Source organism: Telluria sp. ZB4P37 (assembly GCF_059685855.1).
On record NZ_JCASID010000024.1, the window covers coordinates 1 to 13,083 of the forward strand.

The following is a 13,083-nucleotide window of genomic DNA, read 5'->3' on the forward strand; positions in this document are numbered from 1 at the left end:
CTCGGGGTTTTTACAACCCTAAACCTTTACCTGCAACCCCCTCCCGATACCCTTCAGCAACTCATCTTCGGTAGCCCCTGGCAACTCATCTGCCACTTATCTTGGACAGCAGTGCGCTGGCACCGCCACGTGGCGCGTCAAGTACAGGCTCGGAACCAAGGAAGGAACGTACTCGCCCGGCCCCTACCCCGAGATCTCGCTGTAGATGGCTCGCGCCGAACTGGAGTATGTTCGGACACAGCTGCGCGAGCACAAGGACCCCGTCAGCGTACGCCGCCTGCGCCGGATCGAAGGCGCACAGGCTGTCGCAGACACGTTCCGCGTTGCCGCCACCGAGTGGCTGGGCAAGAAGAAGGCGGAGTGGAGCGAAGGACACCACACGCGCTCGGAACGCACGTTTGAACGTGACGTGCTGCCGCTCCTCGGCAATCTGCCCATCGCCAGCGTCAGCACCGCCATGGTCGCTACTGTGCTCGAGAACATCGCCAAACGCGAAGCCACCGAAACGGCCAAGCGCGTGCTGACGCAGATCACTAATGTCTTCCGGTACGCGATTGCCAAGGCTGATGCAGCGCGAATCCCGCACCTGAGGCTGCTGCTGTCCTGCCCCGTAAGAACACGCCGGGCCGCATGAATGCCCTGATTGCCTGGCACGACCTCGGCGACATCCTCAGGCGCGCTCGTGCGTCTGGCATGACACGGCCCGTCTACATGGCCCACCGTCTGGTCGCCTTAACCGCGATGCGCATCAAGAATATCGCCAACGCACAATGGTCGGAGTTCAACCTCGACAGCGCGACGCCCGTCTGGGTGATCCCTCGGGAGCAGATGAAAAAGACGGATGAGCGTTTCCCTGCCCACCGGGTGCCGCTGGTGCCGGAAATTGCGGCCGAACTGCGCGACTGGCACAAAATCGCGCCCAAGAGCCGCTTCGTTTTCCCGTCGCACAACGACCCATCCCGCCCGATCTCACGGGAGTCGCTCGAGAAAGCCTACCGGGTGACGCTGAAGCTCGCCGATCGCCATTCCCCACATGGCTGGCGCACTTCCCTGGCCACCCAGGCGCTCGACAACGGCTTCAACCGCGACGTCGTGCACCTTGCCTGTGACCGCAATCACGATTCCGAGGTTGCCCTCGCCTACGATCGCGGCGAGCGCTTCGATCAGCGCATCGCATTGTTCAACTGGTGGGAGCAGCAACTGCTCGCTGCCGAGGGCATCGCGCCCCGCTCCGCGGCCAACGAGGACAACATCAAGGAGGCGCTGGCACTGGCTTGACCATCGCTTGAAACGGCTAATGCAAATTGTCCTTGAACTTCGTTGGCTGGACAGTATAGGATTACGTCATTAGCTGATGTACGGTGAGCTGGCGGGATCTTCCGCCCCATATCCGTAGGAACATCGAGTAGTGCCTGGGAGTGCGAAGGCGCGGCGAATAAGTTTTTTTTCTTATTCCCGTTTCCTTTTGGAACAACTCCTAGAGCCTCGATGTCGCCTCTCAGAACCCTGCTGCGCCGTACCCAAGTAACCGACCACACCGGCGAATCCCGCAGCACCCTCTACAGCGGTATTGCTGACGGCCTCTTCGTCCCCCCGGTCATGCTCAGCCCGCAGGCAGTCGCCTGGCCCGCGGATGAGGTCGCGGCCATCATCAATGCGCGTATTGCCGGCAAGTCCGACGCTGAGATCAGGGTGCTGGTGCAGAAGCTGGTCAGCGCGCGCCAGACGGCCGCCCTGTCGCCGGAAGACGCTGCTGTGGTCGCCAAGGCGCGTCAGGCAGGCCGCTCCGATGTCCAGATCCAGGCCCTGATCAAGGAGCTGGAACTGGCCCGCTTGACCACCGTCTGAGCAGGGGTAGCCATGAACACTCCTGTACGCGACGACGCGCAGCTCGTCGAAGACTACGAGCCGGAAGCCGGCACGTTCCGCATCGGTTTCAAAGCCCTGAACATCCGCAGCATTGCGGCGGCGTTCGGCAATATCCAGCGTGTTCTTCTCGTGGCTGCTCGCCACCTCATGCGCGCTATTCCGGTCGATAAGGACGCGGCAGGCGGGCGCATCAGGCCCCACCTGTCCTGCAACAACTACATCCTCGTCGGTCCTGCCGAGGCGGACGACCTGCCAGCGCGCGCAAACCAGCTCATGGTCGATGCCGGCGTTCAGCTCCCGCTTCGCTCGGACTGCATCATGGGTATCGAACTCGTCTTCTCGCTCCATGCAACCACCACGGTCGATCTGCGCGCGTACTTCGCCGCATGCCTGGAGTGGGTGAGCGATGAGTTCAGCCCGGCGCCAGTCCTCAGCGCAGTGGTCCACCTCGACGAACAGCACCCGCACTTGCATGTCATCGTGCTGCCGCTCATTGGTTCGTCCATGCAAGGCGGCAAGGTGATGGGCTACCAGGGCATGTTCAAACGTCGCCAGCGCGACTTCTACCTGCGCGTGGGCAAGCCGTTCGACCTCGCCGAGCCGGTCGCCAAGATCACGCTGAACAAGGTCGAGCGCGAAGACTACGCGAACATGGTGGTCGACCGTCTGCTGTCCGGCTTGCCTGCCCAAAAGAGCCAGGACCTGGTACGCGAGGAGCTGCTGAAGCTCATCGCGCCCAACCCCTACGCGCTCGGCCGTGCCTTGGGCGTTCCATTTCGCAAGCACGGCGAGGGCAGCACTGCAGCCGGCTCGCCAACGGACATTGCCGACGTCGGGGACGCGCGGGATACGCCCTCCCCGGCCGGCGGAATCGACACCTGCGGCACTTCGACATCATGCCTGTGTTATGACGTTGGCGCAGCAGCCGCAGCAGCAGCAGCAGCCGGCAACCACATGCACGCCGAATACGGCCCAGCAGCCCTGCCGATCAGCATCGCCAACGACGAGACGCCAGACCGCGTCAGCCGCGCGGACGGCGGTGTCGTTGCCGAGCCAGCCGACGTCCAATCCATCGAGCTTGTAGTCGAGCGCGAGGACGAGCAGCCGGTGTCGAACTTCAACCACGTCACCGGCGGCTTCGAGCGCCGCCCACAGCCTGCGCCATCGCAGAAAGCCAGGGCCAAGGCACTGGTCACCCAAGCCTTGCAGTCGCTGGCTGCACGCCAAGCCCAACACCAGGAGCAGAATCATGACTGAAGCGACAACGGACACCCAGCTCGGCGCTGCGATGGCCCCGGCCGATGCAGTTCCCGAAATCCTCATGGCGACGGACGCGAAGTATGCCGATCCCGAATACATGGCGGCAATGGACGCCACCAACGCCAATTTTGCGCATCAGGCAGGAATGGCCGCAGCCGGCTGGGCAGGCACGTCCATGGAAGGATTCGTGCACGACGCAGTAGCCCGCGCCGACCACAACATGCCCACAGGTCCCTTCGCACGCTCCGTCACGGTCGTGACGCGGAACGAAGCTATGAACACCACTAGCGCCCTCCCTGTCGACCTGATCCCCTTGGACGCGCTGCGTATTGATGGTGGTACGCAGTCGCGCGCATCGGCCAACCAAACCGTGATCGCCGAGTACGCGGCCGCGCTGGCCGAGACCGTACTGCCGCCGGTGGTGGTGTTCTTCGACGGCGCCGACTTCTGGCTGGCCGACGGCTTCCACCGCTACCACGCCCACAAGGCCGCCGATTCCTTCCAGATCCCAGGCCACATCCACACCGGGACCCGGCGTGACGCCGTGCTGTATTCAGTGGGCGCCAACGCCTCCCACGGCCTGCGGCGCACCAACGCCGACAAGCGGCGTGCCGTGCAGATGCTGCTGGAGGACCCGGAGTGGATCCTGTGGAGCGACCGCGAGATCGCCAAGAAATGCGACGTGTCGCCTACGCTGGTCGCCGACTTGCGCCGCGATCATCTGCAAGGTCTTGCAGATGGTCCGGCCTTGGCCGCGAAGGCCACCCGCACGGTGACCCGCAACGGCATTACCTACGAGCAGAAGGTCAAGGTCAAGCCGATCGCCAAGCCCATCCACTCGCATTCGGGGGAACAGGACACTCCCGCCACCGATGGCGCGCCGACGGTTCCTACGCCGCGCCTGGACGCCGAGCAGCGGGAAGTCGCCGTCTCCAGGGTCGACGAACTGGTGGCGGAGAATGCCGCTCTGCGCGAGCAGCTGGCCGAACTCAAGGCCAACCTGGCCGAGACGCTGGCCGAGAACGAGGAAATGGGCCGGGTATTCGAGGCTGACGACCAGATCAAGGCCGCGCTGGCCGAGGCCAGCCGCCAGCGCTCCCTGGCCGAGAACGCCGAGCGCACCCTGGCGGTCCGGTCGCAGGAGTTCAACGAGCGCGCCCGCAACGTCACCTACTGGAAGCAACGCGCGGAGAAGGCCGAGAAGCTGCTCGTCAAGACCGAAGCCACCGGCGAACTGAGCGCGCTGCGCGCCGAAATCCCGGCGCTGCGCGAGCAGCTGGCCGAGCAGTTCTAAGAAACGCTGGCTGAGGCCAAGGCAATGCGCCGCGTGGTCGAAGCCGACGTGCCGCTGGCCGAGGCAGTCAAGCAGCTCAAGCAGGCACAGGAGTTGAACCAGCATGTCATCAAACTGTCAAAAAATTTCGATATATTTAGAAGTGTCGTATCAAACCTTGTCTAAACGGAGAGTGCTGTGACTGACCTGAAGATCTTCAACGTACTGTTTCTTTGCACAGGGAATTCTTCTCGCAGCATCATTGCCGAGGCCGTGCTCAACGCGACCGGCACTGGGCGCTTCCATGCCTACAGTGCCGGCAGCCACCCGACAGGATCGGTGCATCCCTTAGCGATCGAGCAGATCGAGCGGCTGCGCTTCTCGGCGGACGGCTTGCGCAGCAAGAGTTGGGACGAGTATGCGTCCGCTGGCGCGCCTCACATGGACTTCGTGATCACGGTGTGCGACAACGCAGCAGGAGAGACCTGTCCGCGCTGGCCCGGGCACCCAATCACTGCGCATTGGAGCTTCCAAGATCCCGCCTTGTTTGTAGGGAGTGAGGAAGCTCACCGGCAGCTCTTCGCAAAGGTCTGCCGCGAAATCAAGAATCGTCTGGACATCTTCTCGATGCTGCCTTTCGAGAAACTGTCGCGCCTGGCGATTCAGGGGGAGCTAGAGGCAATGGCCCAGCCCAACCTGCGCCTTGTCGATGGACCTCATTGAACGGTCCGACATGAGAAGCAAGGTGTACAACGTCCTGTTTTTGTGCACGGGCAACTCTTCGCGCAGCATCATGTCAGAAGCGCTGTTGAGCATCCTGGGCAGGGGGCGGTTCAAGGGGTACTCAGCGGGGAGCCGGCCCACTGGCATTGTGAACCCGTACGCGATTGAGCAGATCAGGCAATTCGATCCCGCATTCCCTGTCAACGGGATGCACAGCAAGAGCTGGCTCGACTTTTCCTCGCCTGGCGCGCCGCAGATGGACTTCATCATTACCGTGTGCAACAGCGCGGCCGGCGAGACCTGTCCTCACTGGCCGGGCTACCCTACGACGGCGCACTGGGGCTATACGGACCCGGCACAAGTGATTGGTAGTGATCAGGAAAAGAAGGAAGCTTTTAGTAAGGTGTTCATACAGATCCGCAAGCGAGTCGAGCAGTTCATAGCGCTGCCCTTCGACTGGATGGAGGGTGATGCTGTTCGGCGCGAAGCAGTACGGACGATCGCATCGCTCGCGCCCTGAGTCAGCTGCCGCGTTCCAGCCAGCTCAATCAGCCCTTGATACGAGGACGTCAGTTCCACTATACTGGAATCATCAAACATAAAGGCGACATTATGGATACCAAACCGGCACTTGCAGCACTGGCTGCCTTGGCCCAAGAGTCACGTCTGGCCACCTTCCGCCTGCTCGTGCAGGCGGGGCCTGAGGGCATGTCTGCGACAAAAATCGCCGACGCGCTCGAAGTGCCGCCCTCATCCCTTTCGTTTCACCTCAAAGAACTCGCCCACGCCCAGTTGGTCGTTCCGCGTCAGGACGGTCGCTTCATCATCTACTCGGCGAACTTCGCCACGATGAACGGCTTGCTCGGCTTCCTGAGCGAGAACTGCTGCGGTGGCAATCCTTGCTTGCCCGTCGATGTGACAAGCTGCGACGACGAGGCCTCAGGCGTCGCTGCCTGATTTCTTTCCATTTTTTTGAACTAAAGGTCTACCATGAACGTCTTGTTTCTTTGTACTGGCAACTCCTGCCGCTCGCTCATCAGCGAAGCCGTCTTCAACCACTTGGCGTCCGCCGGCTGGCATGGCATCAGCGCGGGCAGCCAACCCACAGGCAAACTGAATGACAAGGCGCTGGCCCTGCTTGCCAGCAAGGGGATTTCCACCGAGGGTTACTACAGCAAATCATGGGACGACCTGCCCGTGACGCCGGACATCGTGGTCACCGTCTGCGCCAGCGCCGCCGGCGAAACCTGTCCAGCCTACCTCGGCCCGGTGCTGCGCACGCACTGGGGCGTGGAAGACCCGAGTCACGTGGTCGGCACCGAGGAGGAAATCAACGCCGCCTTCGAGACGGCCTACTCGATCCTCCGTGCGCGTATCGAAGCCTTCCTGGCACTCCCCCTCGACGAGCTGAAGAACGACAAGGCGCGCCTGAAGGCGGAACTGGACCGCATCGGGACCCTGCTGCCGGTCACGGCCTGACGTCGAACGAAGGAGTTGCATAATGACATTTGCCAGACGAATCGTCGCCGAAGGCCTCGGCACTGCCCTACTTCTGGCCGTGGTCGTGGGTTCGGGCATCATGGCCGAGCGCCTAGCCGGCGGAAACGTGGCCATCGCCCTGCTGGCCAACGCGATAGCGACCGGCGCCGGCCTGGTGGCCTTGATCCTCATGTTCGGGACGATTTCGGGCGCGCACTTCAACCCGGTCGTCACGCTGTCGGAAGCGTGGCAGAAGAACCTGCCGGCGTCCGAGATCCTTCCCTACATCGCCGTGCAGGTGGCGGGCGCCTTTGCCGGCGTGGCTGCCGCGCACCTGATGTTCGACGTCCCCGTGTTCGTCGCGTCCGAGCACGTGCGCACCGGCACCGCGCAGTGGTGGAGCGAATTCGTCGCCACCTTCGGCCTCATCGCCGTCATCATCGGCTGCTCGCGCAGCCGGCCGAGTATGACGCCGTTCGCGGTCGCGGCCTACATCACGGCCGCCTACTGGTTCACCGCGTCGACCTCGTTCGCCAACCCGGCGGTAACCCTGGCGCGCAGCGCCACCGATACCTTCGCCGGCATCCGCCCCGCTGATGCATTCGGCTTCATCGTGGCGCAGCTGCTGGGCGCCGCCGCCGCGACGCCGCTGTTCTGCTGGCTCTACCCGGCGGCGCATCGGGAGGCGACGGTAGCTGGCACGGTCGCGCAAAGCGACTTCGCCGGCGCCGGACAGCCGCAGGAGGTCAAGCATGGCTGAGCCGCAGCACAACCTCCCGAACATCAAGCCGGAGCTGCTGGACTTGCCGACGATCGAGAAGCTCGAACCCGTCGGCGACATGAACCATCCGCCGCGCATCCTGATGCTGTACGGCTCCTTGCGCGAGCGCTCGTTCAGCCGCTTCCTGACGTACGAGGCGGCGCGCATCCTCGAACACTTCGGCGCCGAGGTGAAGATCTTCGACCCGATGGAGTTGCCCATGGTCGGCAGCGTGCCCGAGACGCATCCGAAGGTGGTCGAGCTGCGCGAGCTGTGCCTGTGGTCCGAGGGCCAGGTGTGGTGCAGCCCTGAACGCCACGGCGCGATCACGGCCGTGATAAAGAACCAGATCGACTGGATCCCGCTGGAACAGGGTGCCGTTCGGCCGAGCCAAGGCCGGACGCTGGCGGTGATGCAGGTGTGCGGCGGCTCGCAGTCCTTCAACGTGGTCAACACACTGCGCCTGCTGGGCCGCTGGATGCGGATGTTCACGATCCCGAACCAGTCGTCGGTGCCGATGGCCTACAAGGAGTTCGACGATGCCGGGCGGATGCATCCCTCGGCCTACTACGACCGCGTGGTCGACGTGATGGAAGAACTGTTCAAGTTCACCCTGCTGCTGCGTGGCCGCGCTGAGTACCTGAACGACCGCTACAGCGAGCGCAACGAGCGGGCGCGCAAGGCGATCGACCGGCAGATCGAAAAGCTGTAGGGTCCTTCAACGTGTCATGTGCCTCCAGACCAATGACCTGACGGGCAAATGACGAAGTCACGCTGGTTTCTAGCGGATTTTAAGGAACAAACTAATGAGCGCAGGTTCTCGAGGGTGGTCCCAGGAACGACGGACACGGCAGGCCGCAGCGATCCGCGAGTGGCGCCCATGGGAGCGCTCAACTGGCCCACGCACCACTGCTGGCAAGGCAGTTTCATCGCGCAATGCGTTCAAAAGCAGCTCGGTGACCCAGGCTTTGCTGGAGATCACCAAAGAGGTGCGGCGCGCGTGGCGCGCTGCGAACAAGACTTAGCAGGGTCGGTCGTAACCCGGCCGCGCAGCCGATCTGCATCGTGCTCGGCGTCGGCGGAGGGCACCTCGCCGATGACGACAGCTACGGCCTCGAAGGCAACCTCATCCGGGCGCTGACCAAGTCACGTTGGCGCATTGGCATGATGGCCAGCCCATGCCGCCGCTAGCCAAGCTGCTCACGTTCGTGGCGAACGACGGCCGAAATCAACGCGATCTCCTGCTGCAGCACCTACAAGACAACCTTAGGCCGGCACGCTCCTAGCCGTCGGCGCCGAGGTACGACAGACGCAGCACACCTTGAACAGGCCTGGGCTGCTAAAAGGAGGGGGCGAGCGCGCTACTGGTCACCGTCGCCTTGCTCCCCTCGCGGGCGGCACCTTTCAGGATTAGGCGACCTTCCTGACTGCATAGGCGGTACAGTTCCAGCATTTCCTTTTCGTCTGCGCTCACCCGTTCAGTCAAGGTAGCGTCGGTACTAGCAGAAGCTGTTCCTGCTCCGAAGATCTGGTCGGTAGTAAGACCTAGCGCTTCCGCGACCCGCGGCACGTTGTCGCGTGCAATCTTGCCGTCTGTCGTCCACTTCGACACGGCGGCGACCGACACCCCCACCTTCTCCGCCAACCAGGCTTGGCTCATGCCAATGGCCTGCATCCTGCTCTTTATCGTTTTTGCAACATGCCTGCTCATAGGCAGTACCTTTACAACGTGAACCGAGACGGGGTGTCGGAGATTCACCGCCGCCCAGCAAGCGCAGTTTAGCGCGCACCTACACAGAATCTGCAACGGCGAGCGGCTCGGCGCAAAGAACTCGACAAGTTTGGCGGCGACGCCAAGGACACCATCACCATGCCCAAGCTGCCGGCCCGCATATCGAAGTCACTAGGCCCAGTTTGGCAAATTGCACCTGACCAGCACCACCAGCGAGGTGATGCTGACCGCGGACTTGACCTACGCCGCACCAGGCCGCACAACCAATCCGGGTCCGCCCAACAGCAGCTCGCACGTCAGACGTGCCCTATCGCCCAGTGGTAGTCCTGGCGAAACTCGACTGGCATTAGAACGGCCCAGGGCAGACTGTCTCATCCCGCAACGACCATAAGCTGACCTCGATCCGGCGCGCGCCCCTGGCGATCGCCGCCGACGTGCGGGCGGCAAGATGGCTCACTAGCAGGCCTCCACAGCCTTAAAACAGGTCTGGAGGCCGCGCCGCGCGGTTCCGCTGCATACTGCCAGAGAAGAAGCGGACGCCGCGAAGCGGCGCATGAAGATGTTGCTATTGAGGTTTCGTCTCATCAGCGTCGAGTGCCTGTACTGCTTGAGCGAATGCCCCGGCGAGCTGTTTTAACGTGGACTTCTCCACGCCAAACGACAGGTCCATGTCGAACAGGCGAACCACGAAGAACATTTGGCTTCGATCTGTGGACTCTGCGAGCGCAATCTGAGTTGCAGGGGTTGGGGTGAATATGGTTGGCGGAGACGTGCCAATTGGGATTCGCTTTCCGCCGGTCCGTTGTCGGCTTGCAGTAGCGCCGATCCCGATCAAGTCACTAACGTATTTAGTGAACATGGCATGTTGAAAAGTCAACGGCAGCGCCGCCCCGTTATTGGTCTTGAGAGTCAGATTGATCGTCTTTCCGTCAGGACCTGTGGAAACGTCCGTGACCTCTCTGAGTTCATGCTCATGCATTTGATGCTCCTTTCTTTCGTTGGCTTCGGCTCTAGACTGGCCGCACGCGGCTTGCGCGGCGTTGACGGCTTGAGTCGCGGTACTTCAACGTCTCTCATCAGCCCACGTTCCTCGGCTCCATCTGGTGCGAAATACATGAGAAGCAGTTCCGCAGAAGGCTGGGCAGTAGCAACAATCCTAGCCGAGCTGACGGGCAAGGTCTAACCCGCCGGAAGAGATAGGGCTGCACCGTTACCGACAGGCATGACTGTAAGAAGACATAGGTTAGTCGACCAGCGCGGTGGATGGTGATGGGGTACTGTTGGGGGTATCGTCCTCTATTTACACTTTCTCTTTTACCGTTTTCCATAGGTGGTTCTCTGGCCACGTTCGGTAGACTCCGCCTCCACCAAGCTATTCCAAAAAGCCGCTGACTCGTCAGCGGCTTTTTTATTTCCTTCGCTCAGTTTTCCCTGACTTTTCCACAACCTGTTTCAGCTCCTTCCCACGCATGGCGAGCTCCGGCTCTTCACGCAGACCCCAAGCGGCCTTCGCGCCACCAGCGTCCAGATCGGCAAACCCGCCAAGCGCCAAAAATCGACGGTTCATTGATCACTCACGGTGTCGCTCGACATTTCCCGAAGCCGTCAAACGCGCCCGGCCATCCCTCCACTACATTAGGCACCTCACCCAAGTCGAGAGGAGCGCCGCATGAACATCGTCGGATGGATCCGCAAGGGCGACCAGGCAGCCTGCGGCGGCGCGGTGGCCGAGGGCGAACCGACGTTCACGCATGAGGGGCTGCCCTTCACCTTCCAGGGCGCGAAGATGTCCTGCCAGAAAAACTGCGTGATATCTGAAGGATTCGCCGGCTCGATACTCTCCAACTCTCGCTGCCGCGTGCTGCATGGCATGAAGACAGCGGCAGGTTGCCCTCTCCTCTCGACGCTCAACGGCCGCGACGGCATCAGCCAGGCATTCGGGGAAGGGCCGCCCGTCCGATTCGTGCGAAATGACTCAGGTGAATGGGCCGGCAAGACCAACGAGGGCTACGACCAACATTTCCTTCTGCTGGATGAACAGACTGGAGCTCCCCTTCCACATCGCTATTACCGGTTGATCTTCAAAGGCAAAGTGATCGAAGGCAAAAGCGACGCCAATGGAAAAACGGAGAAAGTGAGCGCTGACGATCCGGCCTCGGTCAGCATCGAGGTGATGCCTGAAGGGTACACAGGGGCAATCGCATGATTCCGCCGCCCATCGTCGGCGCCGTCAGCGCTGCCTTGACCCTCACGACCGACACTACCCCGGTAAAGATCAAGGTCAACAAACCGCGGGGAACCATCTATTGGGGCGGAGCTGGCCTTGATGGGCCGTATATCGCCGACCAAATAGCGGCGCTGACTGAAGCTGGAATCCAGCATGTTTTCCGCGGAACCAGGACGTACAGCATGCCCGTCGATGCTGCAAGATCGACCTTTACCATTCGTTATAGGGACAGTCCAGTGGATGAGGATTGGACCATCCACGACATGGAATATAATGCCGCGTCACAGTTTAATATGATCGGCTATTCCTACGGGAGCCTCGTCGCGGCCCAGACAGCGAACTTTTACGCATTCAACGGTCATATAGTCGACAACCTGATTCTCATCGGCAGTCCGATCGACAAGATATTTCTTGATTACCTCAGGCGCCAGAAGAATATCAGAAACGTTATCCCGAGAGATCTCGGAGAATTCGGCGATCCAATATATGCAGGGATACCAAGGTTAGTGCTCTACTCAAAGTGGTGGACCGTCGGAAATCAAATGATTAAAACCATCAACACTGGCGAGGGCCACGGACATTTTTACTATGCCAGTGCCACTGCAGAAGGCGCACGCAGGCGGAGGGATTTAGCCCAGAAAATCTATCGACTCGGGCTAAAATGATTAGGCAATTACTCGCAATAGTTATTATTGCGTCAATGCTGTGCATCAGCCTGGGGGTTCAAACCTGCACGCTCTATTTTGTCGCGCATGACATGCTCGCGGTCGGAAAAGTAAATTTCGGCGCCGTGTTTGCCTACATCGCAAGCCTGCCTTTATCTGTACCAGCTTATCTCGTTGCCAGCGCAGTTGTTTACAACACGAGAACCGGCCTCTCGATGAAATGGATTCACCGCTATTATTTTTCTTTGCACGCTATCGTCCTGCTATTCATATTTATATTTCCCGGGAGTTTTAGCCCATGATTTCGCGCATCGCGCCCTATCTCGACTATGATTTTTGACGAACGCAGCTGCCGAAACAAAATGGCGTCCCGATTTCCCGGAACGCCATTCACGCAGCCCGCTAACACAGCCGCAGCCTATGACGTCGGCCCCGGATCCGCCCCCGCCTGCTGCACCACCATCAGCTCCTTCATCAGCGCGTCATTAAATGCCGGAATATCCGCCGGCTTGCGGCTCGTGATCAGCTTGCCGTCGACCACCACTTCATCATCTGTCCACTCCGCCCCCGCATTGACCATGTCATCCTTGATGGCCGGATAGCTGGTCAGGTGCTTCGATTCGGCGATGCCGGCATCGATCAGCAGCCATGGGCCATGGCAGATCGCCGCAATCGGCTTGTCCGCATCGCCGAATTCCTTGATGAACGCGATCGCCTCCGGGACCTGGCGCAAGCGCTTGGGATTCTCCTCGCCACCCGGCAGCAGCAGTGCGTCGAAGTCGGCCGCGTTTGCCTGCGACAGGCTCAGTTCGACCCTGAAGCGGTCGCCCTGCTGGTCGTGGTTCATGCCCTGGACTTCCTCGCCGGCCTGCTTCGGCGAAATCAGGGTGACCTGCACGCCCTTTTGCTCGAGAAAACTGCGCGGTCCGGTGTATTCGACCTGCTCGACGCCATCGGTCATCAGGACCGCAACGCGCCGTCCGTTCAGGTCTTTTTCGCTCACCAGGTCTGCTACTTCGCCCATATATCCTCCTGTCGGTTTCATTCAATCGTTGGAAAGATTGTAGAGCGACCGCTTCGCAAGCGTCGCGCGTA

At 61.2% G+C, this 13,083-nt stretch carries 19 protein-coding genes; 15 read left to right on the plus strand and 4 right to left on the minus strand.

From position 1 onward, the window contains the following. The first annotated feature begins 205 nt into the window (after nt 1-205). The 12 genes from AC56K1_RS22225 (at nt 206) to arsH (ending at nt 8,076) form a co-directional block, all read left to right on the plus strand. Nucleotides 206-634, plus strand: a complete 429-nt coding sequence (locus tag AC56K1_RS22225; RefSeq protein ID WP_497159956.1) for a tyrosine-type recombinase/integrase — start codon at nt 206-208, stop codon at nt 632-634. Then, on the plus strand, nt 631-1,278 hold the full coding sequence (locus AC56K1_RS22230) for a tyrosine-type recombinase/integrase (protein ID WP_497159957.1): 648 nt from the start codon (nt 631-633) through the stop codon (nt 1,276-1,278). The genes AC56K1_RS22225 and AC56K1_RS22230 overlap by 4 nt, the downstream gene beginning before the upstream one ends. 210 nt (nt 1,279-1,488) lie before the next feature. Further along, nucleotides 1,489-1,848: a helix-turn-helix transcriptional regulator gene (locus AC56K1_RS22235; protein ID WP_497159958.1), complete on the plus strand. Its 360-nt coding sequence runs from the start codon at nt 1,489-1,491 to the stop codon at nt 1,846-1,848. A 12-nt stretch (nt 1,849-1,860) separates the two neighbouring features. After that, nucleotides 1,861-3,126 carry a plasmid recombination protein gene (locus AC56K1_RS22240; protein WP_497159959.1) on the plus strand — a complete coding sequence of 422 codons (1,266 nt, stop codon included), beginning with the start codon at nt 1,861-1,863 and terminating at the stop codon, nt 3,124-3,126. Next, the gene (locus AC56K1_RS22245; protein WP_497159960.1) at nt 3,119-4,423 is read left to right on the plus strand and encodes a hypothetical protein; all 1,305 of its coding nucleotides are present in this window, start codon (nt 3,119-3,121) and stop codon (nt 4,421-4,423) included. Before AC56K1_RS22240 ends, AC56K1_RS22245 begins: the two co-directional genes overlap by 8 nt. A 24-nt stretch (nt 4,424-4,447) precedes the next feature. Continuing rightward, nucleotides 4,448-4,588 (plus strand): hypothetical protein, encoded by a 141-nt coding sequence (locus tag AC56K1_RS22250; protein WP_497159961.1) that lies wholly within the window; start codon nt 4,448-4,450, stop codon nt 4,586-4,588. Nucleotides 4,589-4,600: 12 nt separating this feature from the next. Beyond that, nucleotides 4,601-5,125: an arsenate reductase ArsC gene (locus AC56K1_RS22255; RefSeq protein ID WP_497159962.1), complete on the plus strand. Its 525-nt coding sequence runs from the start codon at nt 4,601-4,603 to the stop codon at nt 5,123-5,125. A gap of 10 nt (nt 5,126-5,135) precedes the next feature. Further along, nucleotides 5,136-5,645: an arsenate reductase ArsC gene (locus AC56K1_RS22260; RefSeq protein WP_497159991.1), complete on the plus strand. Its 510-nt coding sequence runs from the start codon at nt 5,136-5,138 to the stop codon at nt 5,643-5,645. 92 nt (nt 5,646-5,737) lie between these two features. Then, nucleotides 5,738-6,082 carry an ArsR/SmtB family transcription factor gene (locus AC56K1_RS22265; RefSeq protein ID WP_497159963.1) on the plus strand — a complete coding sequence of 115 codons (345 nt, stop codon included), beginning with the start codon at nt 5,738-5,740 and terminating at the stop codon, nt 6,080-6,082. 33 nt (nt 6,083-6,115) lie between these two features. Further along, the gene (locus AC56K1_RS22270; RefSeq protein ID WP_497159964.1) at nt 6,116-6,604 is read left to right on the plus strand and encodes an arsenate reductase ArsC; all 489 of its coding nucleotides are present in this window, start codon (nt 6,116-6,118) and stop codon (nt 6,602-6,604) included. A gap of 22 nt (nt 6,605-6,626) precedes the next feature. Beyond that, a complete protein-coding gene (locus AC56K1_RS22275) occupies nt 6,627-7,364 on the plus strand; it encodes an aquaporin (RefSeq protein ID WP_497159965.1) in 738 nt (245 codons plus the stop codon). After that, complete coding sequence (arsH, locus tag AC56K1_RS22280; RefSeq protein WP_497129638.1) at nt 7,357-8,076, plus strand: arsenical resistance protein ArsH; 720 nt, start codon at nt 7,357-7,359, stop codon at nt 8,074-8,076. Before AC56K1_RS22275 ends, arsH begins: the two co-directional genes overlap by 8 nt. 627 nt (nt 8,077-8,703) lie before the next feature. Here the strand turns inward: arsH and AC56K1_RS22285 are convergent. The 3 genes from AC56K1_RS22285 to AC56K1_RS22295 all read right to left on the minus strand — a co-directional run bounded on the left by AC56K1_RS22285 (nt 8,704) and on the right by AC56K1_RS22295 (nt 10,663). Beyond that, nucleotides 8,704-9,075, minus strand: coding sequence for a helix-turn-helix domain-containing protein (locus tag AC56K1_RS22285; protein WP_497159966.1), 372 nt, complete (start codon nt 9,073-9,075; stop codon nt 8,704-8,706). A gap of 586 nt (nt 9,076-9,661) precedes the next feature. Further along, complete coding sequence (locus tag AC56K1_RS22290) at nt 9,662-10,075, minus strand: hypothetical protein (RefSeq protein WP_497159967.1); 414 nt, start codon at nt 10,073-10,075, stop codon at nt 9,662-9,664. A 429-nt stretch (nt 10,076-10,504) separates the two neighbouring features. After that, on the minus strand, nt 10,505-10,663 hold the full coding sequence (locus AC56K1_RS22295) for a hypothetical protein (RefSeq protein WP_497159968.1): 159 nt from the start codon (nt 10,661-10,663) through the stop codon (nt 10,505-10,507). A 102-nt stretch (nt 10,664-10,765) separates the two neighbouring features. Between AC56K1_RS22295 and AC56K1_RS22300 the strand changes: the two genes are divergently transcribed. From AC56K1_RS22300 to AC56K1_RS22310, 3 genes are read left to right on the plus strand one after another with little or no spacing between them, the layout of a single operon-like run. Beyond that, the gene (locus tag AC56K1_RS22300) at nt 10,766-11,302 is read left to right on the plus strand and encodes a PAAR domain-containing protein (RefSeq protein WP_497159969.1); all 537 of its coding nucleotides are present in this window, start codon (nt 10,766-10,768) and stop codon (nt 11,300-11,302) included. Further along, nucleotides 11,299-11,988, plus strand: a complete 690-nt coding sequence (locus AC56K1_RS22305; RefSeq protein ID WP_497159970.1) for a hypothetical protein — start codon at nt 11,299-11,301, stop codon at nt 11,986-11,988. The genes AC56K1_RS22300 and AC56K1_RS22305 overlap by 4 nt, the downstream gene beginning before the upstream one ends. Nucleotides 11,989-12,023: 35 nt before the next feature. Beyond that, complete coding sequence (locus tag AC56K1_RS22310; RefSeq protein WP_497159971.1) at nt 12,024-12,290, plus strand: hypothetical protein; 267 nt, start codon at nt 12,024-12,026, stop codon at nt 12,288-12,290. 116 nt (nt 12,291-12,406) lie between these two features. Here AC56K1_RS22310 and AC56K1_RS22315 read toward each other — a convergent pair whose 3' ends face one another. Continuing rightward, nucleotides 12,407-13,012, minus strand: a complete 606-nt coding sequence (locus AC56K1_RS22315) for a type 1 glutamine amidotransferase domain-containing protein (RefSeq protein ID WP_497159972.1) — start codon at nt 13,010-13,012, stop codon at nt 12,407-12,409. Nucleotides 13,013-13,083: the final 71 nt, after the last annotated feature.